Here is a 25,564-nt window from a genome sequence, read left to right on the forward strand (position 1 = left end):
GAGGGCGGCAATGAAGCTTTCGCACTGGATCCCGGCGGGCGGACTCGCCGTGCTGGCAACGACCGCGCTGTATGCGGGGCAGGCCCGGATGGCGGGCCAGACGCAGGCCGTGCGCACCGCCAGCCGCAGCGACGTCGCCGTGACCGGACGCGCCGGCGACCCTGCGCGCGCGGTGCTGCCCAGAGTCGAGCGGCTGTTCGACGGCTATGTCCGCGACGGCAAGATGCCCGGGATCGTCGGCGCGTTCGGGATCGGCGACCGGCCGACCTTGTTCCCCGCGAGCGGCACGATCGCGGACGGGGCGGGCCAGCCCGTCGCCGACGCCGATTCGCTGTGGCGCGTCTATTCGATGACCAAGCCGATCACGGGCATGGCCGCGATGATGCTCGTCGAGGACGGCAAGCTCGGGCTCGACGACCCGTTGAGCAAATATATCCCCGCGTTCAGGACGATGACCGTCGCGACGAGCCCCGATACGTCGCTGGCGACGCGGCCGGCGACGACGCCGATCACGATCCGGATGCTGCTGACGCATACCGCGGGGCTTGGCTACAGCATCAATGTGAAGGGGCCGCTGCTCAAGGAATATGAGCGGCGCGGGGTCCTGCCGATGTCGGTCAATGCGGCGATGGAGACGCAGATGGCGCAGGTCCGGCCGACCTCGCTCGAGGAGTTCGCCAACCGCGCGGCGACGCTGCCGCTGGTCGCCGAGCCGGGGACCCGGTGGAGCTATTCGATCGGGCTCGACGTGATGGGGCGGGTGATCGAGGTCGCAAGCGGGATGCCGTTCGAGCGGTTCCTGCAGACGCGGATGTTCACGCCGCTGAGGATGACCTCGACGTTCTTCAGGGTCCCGCAGGGGCAGGTGAAGCGGCTGGTCACCAACTATGCGTTCGTCGGCGACACGCGCACGCCGCTCGATCCTGCCGCAACGTCGGTATTTCTCCAGGCGCCGAGCTTTCCCTATGGCGGTGCGGGGCTGGTGATGTCGGCGCGCGATTACGACCGGTTCCTGCACATGCTCGACGCCCGCGGCACGCTCGACGGCGTCCGCGTGATGAAGCCCGAGACGGTCGCGCTCGGCATGTCGAACCTGTTGCCCAAGGGCGTGCGCTTCGGGGGGATCGGCACCGGCACCGGCGCAAGCGCGGCGGGCAATGCGATGGGCTTCGGCGCGGGCGGCTCGGTCTATATCGCCGACGTGCCGGGCGGCGCGTCGAAGGGCACCTATGGCTGGGGCGGCGCGGCGGGGACGATCGGCTGGGTCGATCCGGTGCGGCACGTCCGCGGCACCGTGATGGTCAATTATTTTCCCGGCGAGCGATGGCCGCTGCGCAACGAGGTCGTCGCAGCATTGTTCAGCGATGTCGCGGTGCGCGCCGCGGCCGCTGACCGGGCGGCGGGATCGGGCGCTGGAATAAGGGCAGGAACGCAACGATGAGTCTGGTGAGTGACGTGATACCGGGTTTCACCGGCGGGACCCTCGATCGCGCGGATGCGCTGCGTCACGATGCCGAAGCGCTCGCGGCGGCGCGCGGCGACTGGCGGGCGCGGCTGCTGGTGCTCGACGGATTGATGCCTGCGGTGACCGACGAGGGCCGGCTCGAATGGACGTCGCTCGCGCATCTGCCCGACGATGCCGAGCCGATCCTGCTCGGGCTCGACGAAAGCGGGCGGCCCCATTTCACCGCGCTGCTTGCCGGGATGCGCGTCGATACCGCGCCGGCGATGCGGTCGCCCGCGCTGATGGCGGTACTGGGCAGCCTCGCGCCGGGCGAGGCCGCGACCTATGCCGCGGCGCGCAGCGTGATCGACTGGCATGTCCGGCATGGCTTTTGCGCGAAATGCGGCAGCGCGACCGCGGTCTTTCGCGGCGGCTGGGCGCGCAAATGCCCGGCATGCGGCGCCGAGCATTTCCCGCGCGTCGATCCGGTCGTGATCATGATCGCCGAGCATGACGGGCGTGCGCTGCTCGGGCGTGGCAAGGGCTGGCCGCCGGGACGCTATTCGGCGCTGGCAGGGTTTCTCGAACCCGGCGAATCGATCGAGGAGGCGGTCGCGCGCGAGATCGCCGAGGAAGCGGGCGTGCGCGTCGGGCGCGTCCGCTATGTCGCGAGCCAGCCCTGGCCGTTCCCGTCGTCGCTGATGATCGCATGCGTCGCGGAGGCCGAGGACGATGCGATCACGCTCGACGTGAACGAGCTCGAGGATGCGATGTGGGTCCCGCGCGAGATGGTGCGCGCGGTGCTGCGCGGCGAGGAAGGGCCGTTCCTGCCGCCGCCGCCCTATGCGATCGCGCACACGCTGCTCACCGTCTGGGCGCAGGGGTAGGCGACGCTGCTCTTTTCCTCCCCCTGGCGGGGGAGGATGAAAGCCTAACCTCTCGGGCGGGCCTGTCGGTAGGTGCCGAGGACGCGGAGCCATTTCGAATGGAAGCCGAGCTCCTCGAGCGCATGGTCGAGATTGGCGTCGCCGGGCTTGCCGACGACATCGGCGTAGAATTCGGTCGCGGCGAAGCTGCCGTTGCGCTGATAGCTTTCGAGCTTGGTCATGTTGACGCCGTTGGTCGCGAAGCCGCCCATCGCCTTGTAGAGCGCGGCGGGGACGTTGCGGACCTCGAAGATCAGCGTGGTCATCCAGTCGCCGTCGCCGACGTCCTGCGCCGCCGGGGGCTTGCCGCCGCGCGCGAGCGTGACGAAGCGCGTCGTGTTATGGTCGGCGTCGGCAATGTCGGTCGCGAGCAGGTCGAGCCCGTAGAGCGCGGCGGCGGCGGGCGGCGCGAGCGCGGCGATCGCGGGAGCGGCGAGCTCGGCGACCTTCGCCGCGGCGCCCGCGGTGTCGGGATAGCTGACCGGCTCGATCGCGTGCGCCTTGAGCCAGTGGCGGCACTGGCCGAGTGCCTGCGGATGGCTCATCGCCTGGCGGATGCCGTCGCGCGGGCCGATCCCCATCAACGCGTGGCGGATCGGCAGGAAATGCTCGCCGGTGATCACCAGCCCCGATTCGGGGAGCAGGAAATGGATGTCGGCGACGCGGCCGTGGAGCGAATTCTCGATCGGGATGATCGCGCAGTCGGCGCGGCCGTCCTTCACCGCGTCGATCGCATCGGCAAAGTCGAAACACGGCAGCGGCAGGCCGTCGGGGAACGCCTCGACCGCGGCGACATGGCTGTTGGCGCCGGGCGCGCCCTGGAACGCGACCGCGCGCGCGGGCTCTGCGGCGGCGGCGGCGGTCATCCGCGCGACGATCGGACGGGCGGGGACGGCGAAGTTTTCCATGGGTGCGCCGCGTAGCCAGCGCGGCGCGCGCGGGCAAGCGCGTCGAAAGCCCTGGGGCAGCGTTTGCTTGCGATCAGGGCCAGGCTTTTCTATGGCAGTGCCAAACCTAACAGGGGCGGATGCGCATTATGGACGACAGGACCAATACGATCGCCGGTTGGGTGCTCGCAGGTTGTGGTGCGGCGCTCGGGCTGTCGATCGTAGGGGGCATGCTGTTCCACGGCGAGCGGCCCGAGAAGATGGGCTATGCGATCGAGGGCGTCGTCGAGGAGGGCGCGGGTGGCGGTGCCCCCGACGTGGCGATCGCGTCGCTGCTGCCGACCGCCGATGCCGCCAAGGGCGCCGAGGTCTTCAAGAAGTGCGCCGCATGCCACACGATCAACCAGGGTGGCGCGAACGGGATCGGCCCGAACCTGTACGGGACGATGGGCGAGGGGATCGGCCAGGGCAAGGGCGGCTTTGCCTTTACCGACGCGCTGAAGGGCGTCGGCGGCACCTGGGACTTCGACAAGATGAACGCGTGGCTGACCAGCCCGCGCAAGTTCGCGGCGGGCACCAAGATGACCTTTGCGGGTCTCGGCAACGCGCAGGACCGCGCGAACGTGATCCTGTATCTCAACCAGCAGGGATCGAACCTGCCTCTGCCCGCGGCGCCTGCCGCCGGGGCGCCCGCGGCCGAGGGCGCGGATCAGCCCGCCACCGCGAATGCCGCGGAGGCTGCGGCCGAGAACGGCGCGGATACCGCGGATATCGCGAACACGGGGACGGCGGCGTCGGGTGCGCCCTCGGTCGATCCGGAAGCCGCGCGCAAGGGTGCGCGGACGGAACAGTAATCCTCTCTGCTTCCTCTCCCCTGTGGGGAGAGGGTTGGGGTGAGGGGCTTTTCCGAGGCGCTGCGCTGTTTGGCGGCCCCTCACCCCGGCCCTCTCCCCCGAGGGGAGAGGGGGTAGAAAATCAGGCTTCTGCTGCCTCGTTAGCGGCACGTTCGCGGTAGAAGGACTGGACGGCGTCCCACGCCTCGTCGGCGGTCTCGACATAGCGGAAGATCGACAGGTCCTTCTCGCTGACCACGCCTTCCTCGACCAATGCGTCGAAGTTCACCACGCGCTCCCAGAACTGGCGCCCGAACAGCAGCACGGGGATCGGCTGGATCTTGCCCGTCTGGATCAGCGTCAGCAGCTCGAACAGCTCGTCGAACGTGCCGAACCCGCCCGGGAATGCCGCGAGCGCGCGCGCGTGGAGCAGGAAGTGCATCTTGCGCAGCGCGAAATAGTGGAACTGCACCGACAGCGACGGGGTGACATAGGGGTTGGGCGCCTGCTCGTGCGGCAGGACGATGTTGAGCCCGATCGATTCGGCGCCGACATCGGTCGCGCCGCGGTTCGCCGCCTCCATGATCGACGGACCGCCGCCCGAGCACACGACGAACTGCCGCCAGCCGCGCTCATCGCGGGGCAGGACGCTGACCTTGGCCGCGAGCTCGCGCGCGACGTCGTAATATTTCGACTTCTCGACCAGCCGCTCGGCGATCTTCTTCGACTTCTCGTCGGTGGCGAGTTCGAGCAGCGCCTGCGCCTTGGCGGGCTCGGGGATGCGCGCCGAGCCGTAGAAGACGAAGGTCGAGGCGATCTTCGCTTCCTCGAGCACCAGTTCGGTCTTCAGCAGCTCGAGCTGGAACCGCACCGGGCGGAGGTCCTCGCGGAGCAGGAAGTCCATGTCCTGGAAGGCGAGGCGGTAGTGCGGATGCTGCGTCTGCGGCGTGGACGTGATGTCGCGGGCGGTTTCAGCATCTTGGCTGGCGTTCGCGAAAACGCGTGAGGGAATGCGGGTATCTGTCATTTCGGCGGATTTAGTCGAAAGCCGCGTGCAGGGCTAGACCGGTGTACTAGCGGCAGAAATTCGCGCGATCGTCCTCGAGATGAAGGTGATTGCGATGCGCGGCGTTATAGTCGGGGCTGAGCACGGTGCCGAACCGCTTGCACGCCGAGGCGCGGATCGTCTGGAGGAACTGCCGCACCTGCGGATCGGGCGAGCTCCAGTCGTTGAGGACGCTGATCCGCCGCCCGTCCTTGAGCACGAACCCGCCGATATCGACCGCGTTGGCGATCGCGTGGCCCGAACGGCGGCTGACGTTCCGCGCCGAGCCGACGACGTTGCGGCAGGCATAGCTGCCCATGCTGTCGATCCGCGCGAGTTCGCTGCCGAGCATCTGATAGGCGGCGGGCGCGACCGCGTTGCGCGTCCAGCCGATCAGCGCGCGCGCCGCGCCGCAGCGGACCGCGGTGAGGTTGGCGACGGGGACGCCGATATCGACGAGCTTGACGGTGCCCGCCAGGCCGCAGCCGGGGCCGGTCTCGCGGTCGGGCAGAAGCTGGAACGAGACACGGAGCTGGCGCAGGTCGGCGAGGCACTGCGCGGTCTCGCGGTTGCTCGGGACCGAGAGGTTGGGGCGGGTCTGTTGCGGCGCGGCGGGGCGATCGGCGCGCCCGCAGGCGGCGAGCATGATCGTGAGCAGGAGAGGGTAATGGACGCGGTACATGGCGCCATCATCCCCGCGTGGCACCTGCTTGTCACGCGGCGCGGGGCGGCGTTGCGGCGAGTCGAGGCGTGCGCGTGGGGGGCGATGCGCGCTTGCTCGGCAGGGCGCGGACGGATCGGGGGGGGGGGTGGGCACGCGTATGCGAAACGGTTGACTCGCACCGCCACGTCGTTAGGGCCGGCAACGGGCCACGCGGTCCCAACGCCGCGCGTGCTCTCTGTGAGGAGAGATACATGACTGATACGACCTACGCCACCGCCACAGGTGCGCCTGCGCTGCCTGCGACCAAGCCGGCACGCCCCTTTTTCTCCAGTGGTCCCTGCGCGAAGCCTCCGGGCTGGTCCGCGGACAAGCTCGCCACCGATTCGCTCGGTCGCTCGCATCGCTCGAAGATCGGCAAGACCCGCCTCCAGTACAGCATCGACCTGATGCGCGAGCTGTTGAAGCTTCCGAGCACGCACCGCATCGGCATCGTCCCCGGTTCCGACACCGGCGCGTACGAGATGGCGATGTGGACGATGCTGGGCGCGAAGCCCGTCACCGCGCTCGCCTGGGAAAGCTTCGGCGAGGGCTGGGTGACCGATGCGGTCAAGCAGCTCAAGATCGACCCGACCGTGATCCGCGCCGATTACGGCCAGCTGCCCGATCTGGACTCGGTCGACTGGTCGAACGACGTGCTGTTCACCTGGAACGGCACCACCAGCGGCGTGCGCGTGCCGAACGCGGACTGGATCCCCGACGACCGCGAAGGCCTGTCGTTCGCCGATGCGACGTCGGGCGTGTTCGCCTACGACATCGACTGGACCAAGATCGATGTGGCGACCTTCTCGTGGCAGAAGGTCCTCGGCGGCGAGGGCGCGCACGGCGTGCTGATCCTCGGCCCGCGCGCGGTCGAGCGGCTCGAGAGCTACACCCCCGCCTGGCCGTTGCCGAAGGTGTTCCGCTTGGTCTCGAAGGGCAAGCTCGCCGAGGGCGTGTTCAAGGGCGAGACGATCAACACCCCGTCGATGCTGGCGGTCGAGGATGCGATCTTCAGCCTCGAATGGGCGAAGTCGCTTGGCGAGGACGGGCTGATCGCGCGCTCCGACGCGAATGCCGCGGCACTGGACACGATCGTGGCGGAGCGGGAGTGGCTCGGCCATCTCGCCGCCGATCCGGCGACGCGCTCGCGCACCAGCGTGTGCCTCACGGTCGAGGGTGCCGACGAGGCGATGATCAAGGCGATGGCCGCCGCGCTCGAGAAGGCGGGCGCTGCGTATGATGTCGCGGGCTACCGCGACGCGCCGCCGGGCCTGCGGATCTGGTGCGGCGCGACCGTCGACACCGCCGATATCGTGGCGCTCGGGCCGTGGCTCGACTGGGCCTACGCGACCGCCAAGTCCGCCTGATAGTCTCGCTCCCTCTCCCCTCCGGGGAGAGGGCTGGGGTGAGGGGCTGCCACGCACGCCACCTCCCCGTACCACCCCTCACCCCGACCCTCTCCCCGGAGGGGAGAGGGAGAAGAAGGAAATCCCATGCCAAAAGTCCTCATTTCCGACAAAATGGATCCCCGCGCCGCGCAGATCTTCCGCGAGCGCGGCGTCGAGGTCGACGAGATCACCGGCAAGACTCCCGCCGAACTGATGGCGATGATCGGCGACTATGACGGTCTCGCGATCCGCAGCTCGACCAAGGTCACCAAGGAGATCCTCGAGCACGCGACCAATTTGAAGGTCGTCGGCCGCGCGGGCATCGGCGTCGACAATGTCGACATCCCCGCCGCATCGGCGAAGGGCGTGGTCGTGATGAACACGCCGTTCGGCAACTCGATCACCACCGCCGAGCACGCGATCGCGCTGATGTTCGCACTCGCGCGCCAGCTGCCCGAGGCCGACGCCTCGACGCAGGCGGGCAAGTGGGAGAAGAACCGCTTCATGGGTGTCGAGCTGACGTCGAAGACCCTGGGCCTGATCGGTGCGGGCAATATCGGCTCGATCGTCGCCGACCGTGCGCGCGGGCTCAAGATGAAGGTCGTCGCGTTCGATCCGTTCCTGACGCCCGAGCGCGCGATCGAGATCGGTGTCGAGAAGGTCACGCTCGACGAGCTGCTCGCGCGCGCCGACTTCATCACGCTGCACACGCCGCTGACCGACCAGACGCGCAACATCCTCTCGGCCGAGGCGCTCGCCAAGACCAAGAAGGGCGTGCGGATCATCAACTGCGCACGCGGCGGGCTGATCGACGAGGTTGCGCTGAAGGCGGCGCTCGATTCGGGCCAGGTCGGCGGCGCCGCGCTCGACGTGTTCGTCGAGGAGCCCGCCAAGGCCTCGCCGCTGTTCAACACGCCCAACTTCATCAGCACGCCGCATCTCGGCGCGTCGACGACCGAGGCGCAGGTCAATGTCGCGATCCAGGTCGCCGAGCAGATGGCCGATTTCCTGATGTCGGGCGGCGTCACCAACGCGCTCAACATGCCGTCGCTGTCGGCCGAGGAGGCGCCGAAGCTCAAGCCGTACATGGCGCTGGCGGAGAAGCTCGGCTCGCTCGTCGGCCAGCTGACGCACGGCGCGGTGTCGCGGATCTCGGTGCACACCGAGGGCGCGGCGGCGGATCTGAACGCCAAGCCGATCGTCAGCGCGGTGCTGGCGGGGTATCTCCAGACGCAGACCGCGACCGTCAACATGGTCAACGCCCCCGTGCTGGCGCGCGAGCGCGGGCTCGAGGTGCGCGAGGTGCGGACCGAGCGCGAGGCGGATTACCACACGCTGCTGCGCGTGTCGGTCAAGACCGAGGATGGCGAGCGCTCGGTCGCGGGCACGCTGTTCGGCGATTCGGCGCCGCGTCTGGTCGAGCTGCTCGGGATCAAGATCGAGGCGGATCTGGCGGGGCCGATGCTCTATGTCGTCAACGAGGATGCGCCGGGGTTCATCGGGCGTCTCGGGACGGCGCTCGGCGAGGCGGGGGTCAATATCGGCACGTTCCATCTCGGCCGCCGCCAGGCGGGCGGCGAGGCGGTGCTGCTGCTGTCGGTCGACGAGGCGGTGACGCCGGAACTGCTGACCAAGGTCCGCGCGCTGCCGGGGGTGAAGACCGCGATGGGTCTGAACTTCTAACCAGACTCCCTCTCCCCTTGGGGAGAGGGTTGGGTGAGGGGCCGTCGGGAAGGGCAGCGCTTGCGGCGCCCCTCACCCCGGCCCTCTCCCCGAGGGGGAGAGGGAGCAGTGGCTGACCGGGGCGGTTAGTCGTGGTACCTTCTAGCCCTCTCCCCTCCGGGGAGAGGGTTGGGTGAGGGGTCGTTGGGGAGGGTAGCGCTCGCGGCGCCCCTCACCCCGGCCCTCTCCCCGAGGGGGAGAGGGAGCGGTGGCCAGGATCGACGACGTTCTGCTGGATCGTGCGAAGCGGATGCGGTGTGAGCCTACGCCGGCCGAGGCAATGTTGTGGCGGCATCTTCGCGGGCGGCAGATCGGCGGCGTTAAATTCACCCGTCAGTTCGTCATCGGCCCCTACATCGCCGACTTCGCCGCGCGCGAGGCGAAACTCGTCATCGAGGTTGACGGCGATACGCATAGTGACCAAGCGCGCGACGACAGCCGAACGGATTGGCTCGAACGACAGGGATATCGCGTGATACGGTTCAGCAATGCCGACATCATGTCCGGGATGGACGGGGTGTGGCGGGTCATTTCGGCAGCGCTTGGCAGGGAGTCCGCGCAGTGACCGCACTCCTCCCCGAAGGTTTCCGAGATCGCCTCCCCCCGTTTGCCGATTCGGCGGCGGCACTGGAAGCCCGTGTACTCGAGGCTGCGCGCCTCCACGGATACGAGCGCGTCGATCCGCCGCTTGCCGAATTCGCCGACGGGCTCGAGATGCGGCTGAAGGCCGGCGGGCTGCACGACGCGGTGCGGTTCGTCGATCCGGTGTCGCAGCGCACGCTCGCGATCCGCCCCGACATCACCGCGCAGGTCGCGCGGATCGCTGCCACCCGCATGGGGCATCACCCGCGGCCGGTGCGGCTCAGCTATGCCGGATCGGTGCTCAAACTGCGCGCGTCGCAGCTCGCGCCGGCGCGCGAGACGCGGCAGATCGGCTGCGAGCTGATCGGGCTCGATTCGGTCGCCGCGGCGCAGGAACTCGTCGCGGTCGCGGTCGACATGATCGCGGCGGCGGATGTCAGCGGCGCGTCGATCGACTTCACGCTGCCCGATCTGGTGCCGACGCTCGCCGCCGGGCCGCTGCCGGTCACGCCCGAGCAGGTCGCGACGCTGCGCGACCGGCTCGATGCGAAGGATGCCGGTGCGGTTGCCGCGCTCGCGCCCGCCTATCTCCCGCTGATCGAGGCCGCCGGGCCGTTCGCGCAGGCGATGGAGCGGTTGCGTGCGTTCGACACGAGCGGCGCGCTCGCCTCGCGGCTCGACGCCTTGTCGCGAATCGCCGAGGCGATCGACGGGCGCGTCGCGCTGACGCTCGATCCGACCGAGCGGCACGGGTTCGAATATCAGAGCTGGCTCGGCTTCTCGCTGTTCGCCGATGGCAGCACGCGCGAAGTCGGGCGGGGCGGGACGTACACGATCGTCCACGAGACGGGCGCGGAGGAGGCCGCGACCGGCTTCTCGCTCTATGCCGATGCGCTGGTCGGGCGCACCGCGAGCGTCGATCGCCGCCGGCTGTTCCTGCCGTTCGGCACGCCCGCCAGCGAAGGCGCGGCGATGCGCGCGCAGGGCTGGGTCACCGTCGCCGCGCTCGAGGCGGGCGATACCCCCGAAGCACAGGTCTGCACGCATCTATGGGTAGCGGGCGGCCCCCGCGCGCTGTAGGCGCTGCGGGTAATCCTCAGGAGATAGAGTTTGGCCAACGTAGCAGTCATCGGCGCGCAATGGGGCGACGAAGGCAAGGGCAAGATCGTCGACTGGCTCGCCGAGCGCGCCGACATGGTCGTGCGGTTCCAGGGCGGCCATAACGCCGGCCACACCTTGGTCGTCGGCGAGAACGTGTACAAGCTGTCGCTGCTGCCGTCGGGCATCGTGCGCGGCACGCCGTCGTTCATCGGCAATGGCGTGGTGCTCGATCCCTGGGCGCTCAAGGACGAGATCGCGCGGCTCGGCGCGCAGGGCGTCGTCGCGACGCCCGAGACGCTGCGCATCGCCGATACCTGCGCGCTGATCCTGCCGTTCCACCGCGATCTCGACGGTCTGCGCGAGGATGCGAGCGGCGCGGGCAAGATCGGCACGACGCGTCGCGGCATCGGCCCGGCATACGAGGACAAGGTCGGTCGCCGTGCGATCCGCGTGTGCGATCTGGCGCATCTCGACGATCTGGGGCCGCAGCTCGACCGTCTGACCGCGCATCACGACGCGCTGCGTGCAGGCTTCGGCGAGCCGCCGATCGACCGCGCGGCGCTGATCGCCGAGCTGCGCGAGATCGCCGGCTTCGTGCTGCCGTTCGCAAAGCCCGTGTGGCGCGATCTCAACGCCGCACGGTCGGCGGGCAAGCGGATCCTGTTCGAGGGCGCGCAGGGCGTGCTGCTCGACGTCGATCACGGCACCTATCCGTTCGTGACCTCGTCGAACACGATCGCGGGCGCTGCGGCGGGCGGTTCGGGCCTGGGGCCAAGCGCAGTCGGTTTCGTGCTGGGGATCGCCAAGGCGTATACGACGCGCGTCGGATCGGGGCCGTTCCCGACCGAGCTCGAGAACGAGACGGGCGAGCGGCTCGGCGTGCGCGGGCATGAGTTCGGGACGGTCACGGGGCGCAAGCGTCGGTGCGGCTGGTTCGATGCGGTGCTGGTGCGCCAGTCGGCGGCGGTCGGCGGCATCACCGGGATCGCGCTGACCAAGATCGACGTGCTCGACGGGTTCGAGACGGTGTCGATCTGCACCGGCTATCGTCTGCGCGGCGAGACTCTCGATTACTTCCCGGCGCATGCGGCCGACCAGGCGCTGGTCGAGCCGGTCTACGAGACGATGGAAGGCTGGCAGGAAACGACGGCGGGTGCGCGCAGCTGGGCCGATCTGCCGGCGCAGGCGATCAAGTATATCCGGCGGATCGAAGAGCTGATCCGCTGCCCGGTCGCGCTGGTCTCGACCAGCCCGGAGCGGGCGGACACGATCCTCGTCCGCGATCCGTTCTCGGACTGATCCGTCGCTGACGGCCTGCCGACGACGGCGGGCACAAAAAAACGGGCGGGGAAATCCCCGCCCGTTTCTTATTTAGCTGACGACGAACCGATCAGTTCGGGGTCGGCGTCATTCCGGGTGCTGGCGCCATGCCGCCTGCTGCGGGCGACGAGGGCGCGTTCGGCATCGTCGGGCCGGTCGTGCTCGAACCGGGCATCGTCGACTGTGCGCCGCCGCGACGGGCCTTCTTCTGGCGATCGTTCGGGTTGGCCGGTGCGGTCGTCGACGGATCCATCGAGTCGGTCTGGACCGTCGAGTCGCCCGGCATCGACTGACCCGGCATGGGCTGGCCTGGCATCGGCTGACCGGGCATCGCTTGGCCGCCCATCGTGCCCGACTGGCCACCCATGGTGCCCGACTGGCCGGGCGCGGTCGTCTGTGCGGTCGCCGCGCCGGTGATCAGCAGGGCAGCGGCGGTTGCCGTCATCAGAATACGCATCGTGTCTCTCCTAGATCTTGTACCTTTATAACGGGTGACGAGAGCAACACGTTCCGTCGTCTAGCCGCACTGACCCCGGTGGAGCAACGCCTGGTCCGCTATTACAAGCGCGACCATCGCCTCGACGACCGGCACCCCGCGGATACCGACGCAGGGGTCGTGGCGGCCCTTGGTGGCGATCGTGGCGGCCTCGCCGGTCGGGCTGATTGTCTCGACGGGGGTGAGGATCGAGCTGGTCGGCTTGAACGCGACGCGCAACCGGATCGGCTGGCCGGTGGCGATCCCGCCCGCGATCCCGCCGGCGTGGTTGGCGAGGAATTCGGGGCCGTCGACGCCGGGGCGCATCGGATCGGCATTCGCCTCGCCCGACAGCGCGGCGGCGGCGAACCCGTCGCCGATCTCGATCCCCTTGACCGCGTTGATGCTCATGCAGGCCGCGGCGAGTTCGGAATCGAGCTTGGCATAGAGCGGCGCGCCCCAGCCCGCGGGAACGCCGGTCGCCTCGCACGCGATCACCGCGCCGAGCGACGAGCCGGATTTGCGCGCGGCGTCGACCAGCGCTTCCCAACGCAGCGCGGCCTCGGCATCGGGGCAGAAGAACGGGTTCTGGTCGATCTGCGCGTCGTCGAAATTGGCGGTGTCGATCGCGTCGCCGCCGATCGCCTCGACCCAGGCGCGGATGCGGACCTGCGGCACGACGAGCCGCGCGATCGCGCCGGCGGCGACGCGCGCCGCGGTCTCGCGCGCCGACGACCGGCCGCCGCCACGATAATCGCGAAACCCGTATTTGGCGTCATAGGCATAGTCGGCATGGCCGGGGCGATAGGCCTTGGCGACGTCCGAATAGTCCTTCGAGCGCTGGTCGACATTCTCGATCATCAGGCTGATCGGCGTGCCCGTGGTGCGGCCGTCGAACACGCCCGAGAGGATCCGGACGGTATCGGGCTCGCGCCGCTGCGTGGTGAAGCGCGAGGTGCCGGGGCGGCGCTTGTCGAGCCAGGGCTGGATGTCGGCTTCGGTGAGGGGGATGCCGGGGGGGCAGCCGTCGACGACCGCGCCGAGTGCCGGGCCGTGCGATTCGCCCCAGGTGGTGAAGCGGAACATCCGCCCGAAGGTGTTGACGCTCAAAGCCCTCTCCCCCTGGGGGAGAGGGAGGGGCCCGCCGCAACGCGGTGGGAGGGTGAGGGGGCGTTGGCGCAAGCGACGATCGCCGCTGCCACACCATCGATATTCGTCATTACGTCGTCATTCCCGAACCGGCATATCCGATAGCCTTCGGCTTCTAATAACGTGGTTCGGCGTTTGTCATAGGCCTGCGCATCTGGCGCGGCGTGTGTGTCGCCGTCGATTTCGACGACGAGCGCGGTCTGGGCGCAGAGGAAATCGACGATATAGGGGCCGAGCCAGACCTGGCGACGGAATTTCAGACCGGCCAGCTGGCGGTTGCGGAGAATCTGCCAGAGGCGATGCTCGGGTTCGGTGGGCGCTTTGCGGGCATCGCGTAGACGGTCTCGCGCGGCGATGCCGGGTGGCCGTTTCATCCCCTCACCCTCCCATGCTTCGCACGGGCCCCTCCCTCTCCCCTGAAGGGAGAGGGGGTGGTCGATGCTGCCTTCGATTTAGACCAAGGCGATGTCGGGGGCGTCTTCGGCTTTCATGCCGATCACGTTGTAGCCGGCGTCGACATGGTGCGTTTCGCCCGTGACGCCCGATGCCAGGTCGCTGAGCAGGTACAGCCCCGCGCCGCCGACATCGTCGATCGTCACGTTGCGCTTCAGCGGCGAGTTCAGCTCGTTCCATTTCAGGATCAGGCGGAAGTCGCCGATCCCGCTCGCGGCGAGCGTCTTGATCGGGCCGGCCGAGATCGCGTTGACGCGGATATTGTCGCGGCCGAGGTCGACCGCGAGATACTGCACGCTCGTCTCGAGCGCGGCCTTGGCCACGCCCATGACGTTGTAATGCGGGATGACCTTCTCGGCGCCGTAATAGCTGAGCGTCAGCATCGACCCGCCGGGGTTCATCATCTTGGCCGCACGCTGCGCGACCGCGACGAACGAATAGACGCTGATGTTCATCGTCATCAGGAAATTGTCGAGGCTGGTGTCGACGAACCGCCCGCGCAGCTCGTTCTTGTCCGAAAAGCCGATCGCGTGGACGACGAAATCGATCGTCGGCCATTCCTCGGCCAGCTTGGCGAAGGTGGCGTCGAGCGCGCCCATGTCGGACACGTCGCAGTCGAACAACCGCGCGACGCCGAGTTGCTCGGCAAGCGGGCGGACGCGCTTCTCCATCGTCTCGCCCTGATAGCTGAACGCGAGTTCGGCGCCCGCTTCGGACAGCTTCTTGGCGATCCCCCAGGCCAGCGACTTGTCGTTCGCCAAGCCCATGATCAATCCACGCTTGCCCGCCATCAAACCGTTCACGCCGTCGTCGCCTCCACCTGCACCGTCTTAGCCGGCTGCTCTAGCGTGGTTTCGGGTGGTTCCGCCAGTGCTGCGTTCAAATGTGCGCCGAACACCAGCCCTAGCCCGATCACGTAGAAGAACAGCAGCATGATGACGACACCCGCAAGGCTGCCATAGGTCAGGTCGTAGCCGCCCAGACTCGACAGCACGATCGGCAGCAACGCGGTCGCGCTGATCCACCATGCCGCAGTAAACGCCGCGCCGGGCCATTTGCGGCATTTGGAGTAACGGTAGCGCGACGGCGTGACCGAATAGAACAGCAGATACAGCGCGCCGAACATCAGCAGCGCGGGGATCAGCCGCGACAGCCCGACCCAGCCCGCGGCGTCCTGCGCAAAGGGGACGAGGCGGTAGATGAACTGCTCGGCGGCGGTGAGGATGCCCTGCACGAGGAACGAAAGCAGCGCCATGATCACCGATCCGACGATCACCGCGGACGAGCCGAGCCGCGATTTCCAGAACGGCGCGGTCGCCTTGATTCCGTAGGCGCGGTGGAAGATGTCTCGGATCGTCTCGACGAAGCTGCCGACGGTCCACAGCCCGACCAGCGCGCCGAGCCAGAGCAGCGATCCGGTGCGCGCCGCGAGCACGTCGGCGATCGGCTTGCGCAACAGATCGGACACGTTGGGCGGCAGGACGTTGAGGAAGGATTCGACCGCGCGGATCGTCTCGACGCTCTGCCCGAACAGCGACAGGATCGCGGCGGCCACGATGAAGAACGGGAATACCGTCATCAGCGCGAGATAGGCGAGGTTGCCGGCATGGATGAAGCCGTCGTTGAAGACGCCCACCGCGGCGCGCTTGACGACTTCGAACGCCGTGCTGCCCGGACGGACCTTCGCTATGCCGCGCGTAAGCCTGGTGCGCGCACCCCGGTGATCGTGGGCGCGCGCTTCGGGCGTAAGATTGCTATCATTCACAAGGCGTTCAGACGCCCATGGCCCCCCGTGGGTTCCCCGCGCCGTGATCCTTCCATCCTTCGACGAACGTCGCGAGCGCCGCATCGTTCGCCGGAATGTCGATCATCAGCGTGACGAGCTGATCGCCGCGCCCGCCGCCCTTCTTGTGAAAGCCCTTGCCCTTGAGGCGCAACGTCTTGCCCGACGTCGTCCCCTTGGGGATCGTCAGCATGACGGGCTTGTCGACGGTCGGCGCCTTGATCGATCCGCCCAGTACCGCCTCGGCGAGGCTGATCGGCAGGTCGATGCGGACATCGTCGCCGTCGCGCGTGAAGAACCGGTGCGGCTGGACGTCGATCGTCAGGATCGCGTCGCCCGCGCCGCCCGGACCGGGTTCACCCTTGCCGCCCAGCTTCATCTGCGTGCCGGTCTCGACGCCGGCGGGAAGCTTGAGATCGAGCGTCTTGCCGTCGGCGAGCGTCACGCGCTGCGGCTCGAGCGTCGCTGCCTCGACGAACGGGACCTGCAGGCGATAGGCGACGTTCTCGCCCTTGGGCTGTGCCCGCCGGCCAAAACCGCTCGAAAAGCCGCCGCCGCCCCGCTGCGCGCCGCCGAACAGCCCCTCGAAAATATCGCTCATGTCGGGGCCGCCGGTTTCATACCCCTCGCTGCGGAAGCCGCCGCCGGGCTGCGCACGGCCACCGCCGCCGCCGCCAAAGCCGAACGGCGCGGCCGGGTTGCCGTCGCCGTCGATCTCGCCGCGATCGAAGCGCGCGCGCTTGTCCTTGTCGTTCAGCAGGTCATAGGCGTTGGTGACCTGGCTGAAGCGTTCGGACGCCTTGGGATTGTCCTTGTTGCGGTCGGGATGCAGTTCCTTGGCAAGCTTGCGATACGCCTTCTTGATGTCGGCTTCGGTTGCATCGCGGGCAACGCCCAAGGTCTTGTACGGATCGGCCACTTACGTCCCCAGTCTTACTTGCGCATCTATGTGGGGCGATGCGGCCTCCAGCGCAATTCCCGCCCGCCGGTTTGGCAGCAAAGACCGCGTCAGCGCCGCGCCGTCTCGTCGAGCGGGGCGACGTCGACGCTGACGTCCATGTTCTGCGCGCCCGATCCGAGCACGACGCCGTCGACGGGCGCGATCTCGGCATAGTCGCGGCCGACCGCCATGACGATGTGATCGCTCGCCATCCAGATGCCGTTGGTCGGATCGAGGCCGATCCAGCCATGCCGCGGTCCGCACCAGAGCAGGACCCAGGCATGCGTCGCGTCGGCGCCGACCAGACGCGGCTGGCCCGCGGGGGGAATCGTGCGGATATAGCCCGACGCATAGGCCGCGGGCAGGCCCGCGGCGCGCAGGCCGGTGATCATGATCTGCGCGAAATCCTGGCAGACGCCCTTGCGGTGCCGGAACGCCTCGTGCGGGGGTGTGTCGACCAGCGTTGCGTCGGCATCGAAGACAAATTCGCGCTGGATCCGCCGCGCGAGCGCGATCCCTGCGTCCAGCGCGCCGCGCGCGGGGTCGAGATCGGCGGCGCAATAGTCGGCGATCGACTGGTCGAGCGGGATGAGCGGCGAGGGGTAGATATAATTGGCCGGGCTGGCGGCGGACAGATCGGTGCTCGCGCGCGCCATCGCGGCGATGTCGGCAAGCGTCGGATCGTCCGCGCCGGGCATGGGGACGAGCCGGTCGACGGTCATGCGCGACCGGCTCTCGATCGTGAGATGCCGGACGGGGCTGTCCACGACGAGCCGCGTGACGTTGGCGAGCCCCGCCTCGGCGCGCGCCGCGCTCGTGCGGCCGCCGGGATGCACCGACAGCGTGTAGGTCTCGAGCGTCTGGCCGGGCCAGTCGATCGGCTTGAGACGCAGGTTGCAGCGCGCGAACTTGACGCTCGCGCCATAGTCGAACGTCGTGACGTGACGGATATCGTAGATCATCGGGTGCCAGGTCCGGGGGAGCGGGTCAGCCCGCCGCGCCGGCTCATGCCAGCGTCAGCCCGCTGGTGCGCAACGGCTCGGCGCCCTGCAGGAAATAGCGGCGGGCGAGCGCGTCCGACACGCCGCCCAGACGGCGTTCGATGTCGCCCAGCGTGTCGGCATCGAGATCGGCCGCGGCCGCGGTGACGACGATCGCCTGGAGCGCGATCGCCTGCGCCTGTTGCGGCTCGGCCATTTCGTCGTCGCTCAGCACCGGCAGCTCGGCGAGGCGCGCGGCGATGCGTTCGGCGGAGAAGGCGAGGCTGCGCGGATTGCCCGGATCGAGCGCGACGAGGTCGATGACGGGGACGCGGGCGATGCCGGTCGGGTAACGCTGACGATAGGTGATCTGGCTGTCGGCGAGGTCGAGCAGCACGGACAGGTCGTCGGGCGAGGCGCCGGGCATCCCGAACAGCCGGATCGCGCGCGCCATCGCCATCGCGCGCTCGATGCGGCGACCGAGATCGTGGAACCGCCACGCCGCGGTGCGACCCATATGCTCGGCCGACAGCCCGGCGATCGCGGCGTAGCGGCGCTGAAGCGACCCGGCGCGGTCGAGCATCCCGCGATGCGACGGGAAGGGCGCCTCGAGCAGGCGGACCATGTCCGCGGACAGCCGGTCGCGCGACCCCTCGCCGATGTCGCGCGCATGGCGGTTGATCGTCGCGATCGACTGCCATGCGTCATCCTCCATCGCGGTCCGCGCGAACTGCGTCAGGTCGGCGCGGCGCAGCGACGGGGGATGCGGCGCGGCACCGCTGCCGACGACGAGCCCGACGAGCTTGCCGACGGTCTGCGGCGAGAGCACCGCGCCGCCATCGACGTCGATCGAGTTGCCCAGCATCACGCGGATCGCGCCGAGCAGCGCCTCGCCGCGCTCGAGATAGCGACCCAGCCAGTAGAAATTGTCCGCGACGCGGCTTGGCAACGTCCCCGGGTTGCGGCGGACGTGGAGCGAGTCGGGTGCGGTCAACAGCGAGTCGGGGGCGACCGGATCGGCGCCATAGACGCAGACGTCGGCGGACCAGATGCCTTCGCCCATCACGGCGGCGCGGGCGTCGGGATGCTCGCCGATCCGCGCGAAGCCGCCGGGCAGGACGGTCCATTCGCCATCGCCGCCGCGGGCCGCAAAGACGCGCAGCGTGAACGGGCGCGGGACGAGCGCATCGCCGACGACGACGGGCATCGTCGACAGCCGGACGATCTCCTGCCCGACATAATCCTGCGGCCGGCGCGCGATGTCCGCGAGCAGCGCGGTGCGCGCATCGCCGGTGATGTCGGCGCCCGCGGTCGGGCCATCGGGCAGACCGAGCGGGGGCGCGTGGAAGGCGGGGCCGATCAGCAGCGCGTCGAGATCCGCCTCGACCCGGTTGCGTGCACCGTCCTGCCCGCACCACCAGGTCGCGATGTTGGGGAGCAGCAGGTCTTCGCCGAGCAGCGACCGCGCGAGCTGCGGCAGGAACGCGGCGAAGGCCGGCGCCTCGAGCACCGCGGACCCGGGGGCGTTCGACAGCACGACATTGCCCGCGGCATAGGCGTCGATCAGCCCGGGGACGCCGATCTGCGAATGCGTGTCGAACGCGAGCGGATCGAGCAGCCGCGGATCGAGCCGTCGCCACAGCGCGTCGATCCGCTTGAGGCCACCGATCGTGCGGACATAGACCTTGTCCTCGAGCGCGGCGAGATCGGCGCCCTCGACGAGCAGCAGCCCGAGATAGCGCGCGAGATGCGCCTGTTCGGGATAGCTCGGGTTGAAGCGGCCCGGCGTGAGCAGCCCGATCCGCGGGTCGGTGCGCTTGCACATCGCCGCGAGGCCGGCACGGAACGCAGCGAAGAACGGCGCATGACGCTGCACGTTCAGACGCGCCTGCAACCCGCCGAGCGTCCGGCTGACCGCGAGGCGGTTCTCCAGCGCATAGCCCGCCCCCGCGGGTGCGCGCAGGTGGTCGGCGAGCACGCGCCATTCGCCCGTCGGGCCGCGACCGAGATCGATCGCGATGAAATCGAGATGCCGTCCGCCGGGCGGCGGCAGCCCGACCATCGGACGCAGGAAGAACGGGCTGCCGGTGACGAGCGCGGCGGGAATATGGCCGTCCGCGACGATCCGGCCTTCGCCGTAGAGGTCGGCGATGACGTGTTCCATCAGCGTCGCGCGCTGGACGACGCCGCGCGCGATGCCCGCCCATTCCCCCGCCTCGATCAGCAGCGGGACGGGCGACACCGGCCAGGGGCGCTCGTCGGGTTCGTCGGCGATGCGAAACCCCGTGCCGATGTCGGCGGCATGCCGCTGGACGCGTTCGCGGACATGGCCGAGATCATCCGACGCGACCGCGGCGAGTTCGGCGAACATCGCCGGCCAGGCGGGGTCGATGCTGCCATCGGCGTCGGGACACAGCACGTCGGCGCTGGTGCTGCGCGCGCAATAGTCGGTGATCCAGCGGTCGGCATGGACCATCGCGTCGAACAGGGGCGCGGATTGCGTCGCTATTTCCAATGCCTCAAGTCCCCGATCAGTGGCGGCGGTGTTTCACCTTTCGACGCGGCGGTGCAACATAAATTGTCCCGTCCGCCCCGCGTCGTACCGAAACCGCGAGCGGCGGCGCGCCACGCATTGCACCGCCAGCGGTCCGGCCGGGGAGATAGCCGCACGCTCAAGGGAGGGGCGGTGGTTTCAAAGATCGGGCAGCACCTGGTCCGCGACGCCCCATCCCTTGAGCGCGCGCGAATTGACCCGCGCGATGAGCTCGTCGACGTCGCGCACGCCCCAGCGCGCGGCGGTGTCGATGTCGCGCAGTTCGGTCCACGACACGGGCGCCGCGACGGGTGCGCCGGCCCTCGCCCGTGCGGAATAGGGCATCACCGCGGTGGCGCCGCGCTGGTTGCGCAGCCAGTCGATGAAGATCCGGCCCTTGCGCCTGGCCTTGGCCATCGTCGCGACGAAGCGGTCGGGCTCGGCGCCGGCGAGCGCGCGCGCGAACCGGTCGGCGAAGTCCTTGACCGCGGGCCATTCGGCGTCGGGCGTGAGCGGTACGACGACATGGACCCCCTTGCCACCCGACAGCAGCGGAAAGCTGACGAGGCCGAGCTCGGCAAGCTGCGTCTTGAGATGCTCCGCCGCCGCTTTCGTATCCGAAAACGCGAGTCCCTCGTCGGGGTCGAGGTCGAAGACCAGCCGGTCGGGCTTTTCCAGCGCCGCGACCGAGGATCCCCAGCCATGAAACTCGATCGTTCCCATCTGGACGCACGCGACAAGACCGTCGGCGTCGTCGACATACAGATAGTCTTCGGTCGATCCGTCCTTCTCGCGGATCGGCACCTGGTGGACCGCATCGCCGAAGCTGCCCGCGTCGTGCTTCTGGAAGAAGCAGGCGCGCGACCGGCCTTGCGGGCAGCGGACGAGGCTGATCGGGCGGCGGCCCGCGAAGGGCAGCATGATGCCCGATACCGCGGCATAATAATCGGCGAGATCGCCCTTGGTGACGTCCGACTCGTCGAACAGGATGCGGTCGCGGCTGGTGACGGTGATCCGCGTCGCGGGGACCGTGTCGGGGGCATCCGGGACCGGCGCCGGCGTCTCGGCGACGACGTCCCTCGCCGCCTTGTCCTCGCGCAAGCCGATGAAGCTCGAATGGCGCAGCACGCCGTCGGGGGTGGTCTCGGCGAACGCGATCTCCGCGACGAGTCTGGGCGTAACCCAGTGCGCGCCGCGGACCGCGGCCTTCGGAGCGTCGACCGTCGGCGTCTTGCGGTCGAGCGCGTCCAGCCGGTCGCGCAGCTCGGTCATCAGCGCCTGGTCGAAGCCCGTGCCGACCTTGCCCGCATAGCGATAGCCCTTGCCGTCGCGCACGCCGAGCAGCAGCGACTTGAACCCGCGTTTCTTGTCGGAGGGCAGCCAGCCGACGATCACGAATTCCTGCTGGTGCGTGCACTTGACCTTGAGCCACGCCTTGGTCCGCTTGCCCGCATAGGGCGCGTCGGCGCGTTTCGAGACGATGCCCTCAAGCCTCTCGCGGCACATGGTTTCGAACAACTGCTCGCCCGCGCCGACGACATGGTCCGAATAGCGCAGCCGGTCGTCGTCGCCCGGGATCAGCGGTTCGAGCCGAGCCTTGCGGTCGAGATTGGACAGGTCGGTCAGGTCCTCGCCGTCGAGCTCGAGCAGGTCGAACGCGAACAATGTCATGTCGCCGCCGCTCGAGATCGCGTCCTTCAGCGTCGAGAAGTCGGGATGGCCGTTCTTGTACGCGACGATCTCGCCGTCGATCAGCGCGGACCGGACGGGCAGCGTCGCGGCGGCGGCGGCGATTCCGGCGAACTTGTCGGTCCAGTCGAGCCCGGTGCGCGTGAACACCCTGGCCGTGCCGTTCGCGACCGCGACGAGCGCGCGGTAGCCGTCATATTTGACCTCGTGCAGCCAGGCCGAGCCGGTCGGGACGGCGTCGACGAGCGTGCAGAGCTGGGGGTCGCGGAAATCGGGGAGCGCGGCGGTCCTGGATTTCGTCGCCGCCGATTTTGCCGCCTTCGTCACCCCAGCGGAAGCTGGGGTCTTTCGCGGCTCGTGTCGCGTGCTGGCCGCGAGAGATCCCAGCTTTCGCTGGGATGACGGGGGAGGGGGGCGTTTTGATTTGGTGACGCGCTTCCCTTCCGCGATCTCCGCCATCGTGCGGCCGGTGGAGACGCTGGTGAGCGCCTCGTCGACCAGCGTGTCGGTGCCGCCTGCGGCAGCGTCGTCGATCTTGCGCAACAGCCAGTTCTCGCGCTTTTCCTTCGCGCGGGGCTTGAGGCGGATGAGCAGCCATTCGCCCTTCATCCGTTCGCCGTCGAGGACGAAGTGGAGATGGCCCTTGTCGAGATCGCTGGCGGACTTGCCCTTGATCGGCGACCAGCTGCCGAGGTCCCACAGCATCACCGTGCCGCCGCCATATTCGCCCGCCGGAATCGTCCCCTCGAACGTCGCGTAGCTCAGCGGATGATCCTCGGTGCGCACCGCGAGGCGCTTTTCGTTCGGGTCGAGGCTGGGGCCGCGCGTGACCGCCCAGCTCTTGAGCACGCCGTCGATCTCGAGGCGGAGGTCCCAGTGCAGCCGGGTGGCGTCGTGCTTCTGCACCATGAAGCTGTTGCCGTTGCCCGGCGCCAGCGTGCCCGCGGGTTCGGCGGTCTTCGCGAAGTCCCGCTTGGCGTTGTAGCGGGCGAGTGGGTCGGGGGTGTCAGTCACAACGTGCCGCCGATACCGTCATCCCAGCGAACGCTGGGATCGCGTGCGGCAGGGGGGTGGGCGGTAACGGGGAGATCCCAGCGTTCGCTGGGATGACGATGCGGTGTTCAGGCACGTTTTTTCGCCGGGGCGCGCTTGGCGGGCGTCTTCTTGGCCGGGGCCTTCTTCTCTTCAGCCTTCGCCGGTTCCTTCGCCGCCATCGATTTCTTCAGCGCGGCCATCAGGTTGACGACGTTCGAGCCCTTGCGCTCGCCGGTGTCCTTGTCCTCGATGATCGTCTTGCCGTTCGCCTTGCGCTTGCGTTCGATCAGGTCCTTCAGCGCGTCGACATAGCGGTCGTGGAATTCCTGCGGGTGGAAGTCGCCGCTGCGCTTGACGATCAGCGCCTCGGCGAGTTCGAGCAGCTCCTCGGAGGGCTTGTCGTCGGAGATGTCGCGGAAATAGCCCTGCGCCTTGTGCACCTCGTCGGCGTAGCGCAGCGTCTCGAGCACCAGGCCGCGCCCGCACGGCTTGAGGCTGACGACATATTCGCGGCCGCGCATCGCGAGCTGGCCGAGCCCGACCTTCTTCGTCCGGCGCAGCGCTTCGCGCAGGACGATGAAGGCCTCCTCGGCGAGGTCGTCGGCGGGGACGACGAAATAGGGCTTCTCGTAATAGAGCACGTCGATCTCGCTCGCGTCGACGAACTGCGTGAGTTCGAGCGTCTTCTTCGACTCGAGCTTCACCGCGTCGATCTCGTCCTGCTCGAGCAGGACATATTCGCCCTTCGAGACCTCATAGCCCTTCATGATCTCGTCGGCATCGACCGGGCCGACGCCGGTGACGACCTTGTCATAGTGGATCGGCTGCCCCGACGGCTCATGGATCTGCTTGAACGATACCGCCGCGCCCGACTTGGTGGCGGAGTAGATCTCGACGGGGATCGAGACCAGCGCGAGCCGGATCTGTCCCTGCCAGTATGCGCGCGCTGCCACGGTGTCTGTTCCTTCGTTCCGGAACCGATTCAAACATCGACGCGCGCGAGTCGTTCCAAAGTTTCGCTGGCCGTCAAACCCCGCTATGGCGCGGGCATGTCTGACGATCCCTTCATGCTGTTCGACACCTGGTATGCACAGGCCAGGGAGTCGGAACCGAACGACCCCAATGCCGTCGCGCTCGCGACCGCGGATTCCGACGGGCGACCGTCGGTGCGGATGGTGCTTCTGAAAGGGCACGGACCCGACGGATTCGTGATCTATTCGAACCGCGAAAGCCGCAAGGCGGGCGATCTTGCCGCCAATCCGCAGGCCGCGCTGCTGTTCCACTGGAAGTCGCTGCGCCGTCAGGTGCGGATCGAGGGGGCGGTGATGCTGGCGAGCGATGCCGAGTCGGACGCCTATTTCGCGTCGCGCGGGCGCGATTCGCAGCTGGGCGCCTGGGCCTCGGACCAGTCGCGCCCGCTCGACAGCCGCGAGACGTTCGAGGCGCGCTTTGCCGACGTGGCGGCGCGGTTCGAGGGCGGCGACGTGCCGCGCCCGCCGCATTGGGGCGGATACCGCGTCGTGCCAAGCCGGATCGAATTCTGGCAGGATCGCGCGCACCGCCTGCACGAGCGCCGGCTTTTCGTGCGCGACAAGGATAGCTGGAACGAAGGACTGCTGTTCCCATGACTCAGGACGAACGTCGCCGGGTGATACCGCTCGCGACACGCGCTGCGCTCGCCAGCGTGGCGATGGCGTGTTTCCTGCTGCTGCTCAAAGCGTTTGCCGCCTGGACGACGGGGTCGGTGGCGATGCTCGGCTCGCTTGCCGATACCGCGCTCGACCTGCTCGCGTCGCTGGTGACGCTGTACGGCGTGCGGCTCGCGGCGACGCCGGCGGATCATGACCACCGCTTCGGTCACGGCAAGGCGGAGGCGCTCGCGGCGCTGTTCCAGGTCATGCTGATCACCGCGTCGGCGGCGGGCATCGCGTGGCGCGCGATCCTGGCGTTCAGCGATCCGCAGCCGACCACGGGCGCCGATTTCGGGATCGGCGTCTCGGTCATCGCGATCGTCGCGACGGTGTTCCTGCTCGCCTATCAGCGCAAGATCATCCGCCAGACGGGCTCGGTGGCGATCCTGGCGGACAACGTCCATTACCAGTCGGACGTGCTGCTCAACGGATCGGTGATCGTCGCGCTGGTGCTCGACCAATATGTCGGGTGGAGCGGCGCGGATCCGATCTTCGGGATCGTCATCGCGTTGTGGCTCGCCTGGGGTGCGTTCCAGGCATCGTCGAACGCGATCGACCAGCTGATGGACAAGGAATGGCCCGAGGATCTGCGCGCGCAGTTCCTCGACGTCGCCGCACGCCAGCCCGGCATCCGCGGGATCCACGATTTCCGCACGCGGCGGTCGGGCAGCCATGACTTCGCGCAGTTCCACATGGAGGTCGCGCGCGACCTGACGGTGGCGCATGCGCACGACATCGTCGAGGCGGTCGAGCGCAACCTGCGCACCGCCTTCCCGAAGGTCGAGGTGCTGATCCATCTCGATCCCGAGGGGCATGTCGATACCGACAATCCGCTGGTCGAGGCGGATGTCACGCCGCACTGGTTCGGCAAGCGCGTCTGAACGC

At 68.7% G+C, this 25,564-nt stretch carries 23 protein-coding genes; 10 read left to right on the forward strand and 13 right to left on the reverse strand.

From position 1 onward, the window contains the following. The first annotated feature begins 10 nt into the window (after positions 1-10). On the forward strand, positions 11-1,441 hold the full coding sequence (locus AC0CH3_RS15840) for a serine hydrolase domain-containing protein (protein ID WP_465238053.1): 1,431 nt from the start codon (positions 11-13) through the stop codon (positions 1,439-1,441). Beyond that, positions 1,438-2,331: an NAD(+) diphosphatase gene (nudC, locus tag AC0CH3_RS15845; RefSeq protein WP_354301264.1), complete on the forward strand. Its 894-nt coding sequence runs from the start codon at positions 1,438-1,440 to the stop codon at positions 2,329-2,331. The genes AC0CH3_RS15840 and nudC overlap by 4 nt, the downstream gene beginning before the upstream one ends. A gap of 44 nt (positions 2,332-2,375) precedes the next feature. Here nudC and AC0CH3_RS15850 read toward each other — a convergent pair whose 3' ends face one another. Beyond that, positions 2,376-3,278: a prephenate dehydratase gene (locus AC0CH3_RS15850; protein WP_354301266.1), complete on the reverse strand. Its 903-nt coding sequence runs from the start codon at positions 3,276-3,278 to the stop codon at positions 2,376-2,378. Positions 3,279-3,406: 128 nt separating this feature from the next. On the opposite strand from AC0CH3_RS15850, the gene AC0CH3_RS15855 reads away from it, so the two are divergent. Beyond that, a complete protein-coding gene (locus tag AC0CH3_RS15855) occupies positions 3,407-4,111 on the forward strand; it encodes a c-type cytochrome (protein ID WP_056017376.1) in 705 nt (234 codons plus the stop codon). Between the two features lie 121 nt (positions 4,112-4,232). Here AC0CH3_RS15855 and AC0CH3_RS15860 read toward each other — a convergent pair whose 3' ends face one another. Beyond that, positions 4,233-5,117 carry an LOG family protein gene (locus AC0CH3_RS15860; protein ID WP_056017374.1) on the reverse strand — a complete coding sequence of 295 codons (885 nt, stop codon included), beginning with the start codon at positions 5,115-5,117 and terminating at the stop codon, positions 4,233-4,235. A 46-nt stretch (positions 5,118-5,163) separates the two neighbouring features. Continuing rightward, positions 5,164-5,817 carry an extensin family protein gene (locus tag AC0CH3_RS15865; protein WP_354301268.1) on the reverse strand — a complete coding sequence of 218 codons (654 nt, stop codon included), beginning with the start codon at positions 5,815-5,817 and terminating at the stop codon, positions 5,164-5,166. 233 nt (positions 5,818-6,050) lie between these two features. Here AC0CH3_RS15865 and AC0CH3_RS15870 point away from each other — a divergent pair, with 233 nt between their 5' ends. The 5 genes from AC0CH3_RS15870 to AC0CH3_RS15890 all read left to right on the forward strand — a co-directional run bounded on the left by AC0CH3_RS15870 (position 6,051) and on the right by AC0CH3_RS15890 (position 11,930). Continuing rightward, positions 6,051-7,205: a phosphoserine transaminase gene (locus AC0CH3_RS15870; protein ID WP_465238054.1), complete on the forward strand. Its 1,155-nt coding sequence runs from the start codon at positions 6,051-6,053 to the stop codon at positions 7,203-7,205. 126 nt (positions 7,206-7,331) lie between these two features. Then, positions 7,332-8,909 (forward strand): phosphoglycerate dehydrogenase, encoded by a 1,578-nt coding sequence (serA, locus tag AC0CH3_RS15875; RefSeq protein WP_354303592.1) that lies wholly within the window; start codon positions 7,332-7,334, stop codon positions 8,907-8,909. A gap of 247 nt (positions 8,910-9,156) precedes the next feature. After that, a complete protein-coding gene (locus AC0CH3_RS15880) occupies positions 9,157-9,513 on the forward strand; it encodes an endonuclease domain-containing protein (RefSeq protein WP_354303594.1) in 357 nt (118 codons plus the stop codon). Beyond that, complete coding sequence (locus tag AC0CH3_RS15885; RefSeq protein WP_354303596.1) at positions 9,510-10,610, forward strand: ATP phosphoribosyltransferase regulatory subunit; 1,101 nt, start codon at positions 9,510-9,512, stop codon at positions 10,608-10,610. The genes AC0CH3_RS15880 and AC0CH3_RS15885 overlap by 4 nt, the downstream gene beginning before the upstream one ends. A gap of 30 nt (positions 10,611-10,640) precedes the next feature. After that, positions 10,641-11,930 carry an adenylosuccinate synthase gene (locus AC0CH3_RS15890; RefSeq protein WP_056017358.1) on the forward strand — a complete coding sequence of 430 codons (1,290 nt, stop codon included), beginning with the start codon at positions 10,641-10,643 and terminating at the stop codon, positions 11,928-11,930. A gap of 91 nt (positions 11,931-12,021) precedes the next feature. Here AC0CH3_RS15890 and AC0CH3_RS15895 read toward each other — a convergent pair whose 3' ends face one another. The 10 genes from AC0CH3_RS15895 to ku form a co-directional block, all read right to left on the reverse strand. Then, complete coding sequence (locus AC0CH3_RS15895; RefSeq protein WP_354303598.1) at positions 12,022-12,408, reverse strand: hypothetical protein; 387 nt, start codon at positions 12,406-12,408, stop codon at positions 12,022-12,024. A gap of 60 nt (positions 12,409-12,468) precedes the next feature. Then, the gene (aroC, locus tag AC0CH3_RS15900) at positions 12,469-13,536 is read right to left on the reverse strand and encodes a chorismate synthase (protein WP_354303600.1); all 1,068 of its coding nucleotides are present in this window, start codon (positions 13,534-13,536) and stop codon (positions 12,469-12,471) included. Continuing rightward, on the reverse strand, positions 13,533-13,949 hold the full coding sequence (locus tag AC0CH3_RS15905) for an endonuclease domain-containing protein (RefSeq protein ID WP_354303601.1): 417 nt from the start codon (positions 13,947-13,949) through the stop codon (positions 13,533-13,535). The genes aroC and AC0CH3_RS15905 overlap by 4 nt, the downstream gene beginning before the upstream one ends. Positions 13,950-14,027: 78 nt before the next feature. Next, a complete protein-coding gene (fabI, locus tag AC0CH3_RS15910; RefSeq protein WP_107930438.1) occupies positions 14,028-14,831 on the reverse strand; it encodes an enoyl-ACP reductase FabI in 804 nt (267 codons plus the stop codon). Further along, positions 14,828-15,793 carry a YihY/virulence factor BrkB family protein gene (locus AC0CH3_RS15915; RefSeq protein ID WP_235532235.1) on the reverse strand — a complete coding sequence of 322 codons (966 nt, stop codon included), beginning with the start codon at positions 15,791-15,793 and terminating at the stop codon, positions 14,828-14,830. The genes fabI and AC0CH3_RS15915 overlap by 4 nt, the downstream gene beginning before the upstream one ends. A gap of 7 nt (positions 15,794-15,800) precedes the next feature. Then, positions 15,801-16,730, reverse strand: a complete 930-nt coding sequence (locus AC0CH3_RS15920; RefSeq protein ID WP_354303603.1) for a DnaJ C-terminal domain-containing protein — start codon at positions 16,728-16,730, stop codon at positions 15,801-15,803. Positions 16,731-16,819: 89 nt separating this feature from the next. Continuing rightward, positions 16,820-17,713 carry a transglutaminase family protein gene (locus tag AC0CH3_RS15925; protein ID WP_354303604.1) on the reverse strand — a complete coding sequence of 298 codons (894 nt, stop codon included), beginning with the start codon at positions 17,711-17,713 and terminating at the stop codon, positions 16,820-16,822. A gap of 43 nt (positions 17,714-17,756) precedes the next feature. Continuing rightward, positions 17,757-20,240 (reverse strand): circularly permuted type 2 ATP-grasp protein, encoded by a 2,484-nt coding sequence (locus AC0CH3_RS15930; protein ID WP_354304091.1) that lies wholly within the window; start codon positions 20,238-20,240, stop codon positions 17,757-17,759. A gap of 183 nt (positions 20,241-20,423) precedes the next feature. Beyond that, on the reverse strand, positions 20,424-22,967 hold the full coding sequence (gene ligD, locus AC0CH3_RS15935; protein ID WP_354303606.1) for a DNA ligase D: 2,544 nt from the start codon (positions 22,965-22,967) through the stop codon (positions 20,424-20,426). A 107-nt stretch (positions 22,968-23,074) separates the two neighbouring features. Beyond that, complete coding sequence (gene ku / locus AC0CH3_RS15940; protein WP_465238055.1) at positions 23,075-23,941, reverse strand: non-homologous end joining protein Ku; 867 nt, start codon at positions 23,939-23,941, stop codon at positions 23,075-23,077. Positions 23,942-24,037: 96 nt separating this feature from the next. On the opposite strand from ku, the gene pdxH reads away from it, so the two are divergent. Next, positions 24,038-24,616: a pyridoxamine 5'-phosphate oxidase gene (gene pdxH / locus AC0CH3_RS15945; RefSeq protein ID WP_354303608.1), complete on the forward strand. Its 579-nt coding sequence runs from the start codon at positions 24,038-24,040 to the stop codon at positions 24,614-24,616. Continuing rightward, a complete protein-coding gene (locus AC0CH3_RS15950) occupies positions 24,613-25,560 on the forward strand; it encodes a cation diffusion facilitator family transporter (RefSeq protein ID WP_333995190.1) in 948 nt (315 codons plus the stop codon). The genes pdxH and AC0CH3_RS15950 overlap by 4 nt, the downstream gene beginning before the upstream one ends. Positions 25,561-25,564 lie beyond the last annotated feature (4 nt).

Source organism: Sphingomonas sp. AC449 (genome assembly GCF_979253475.1).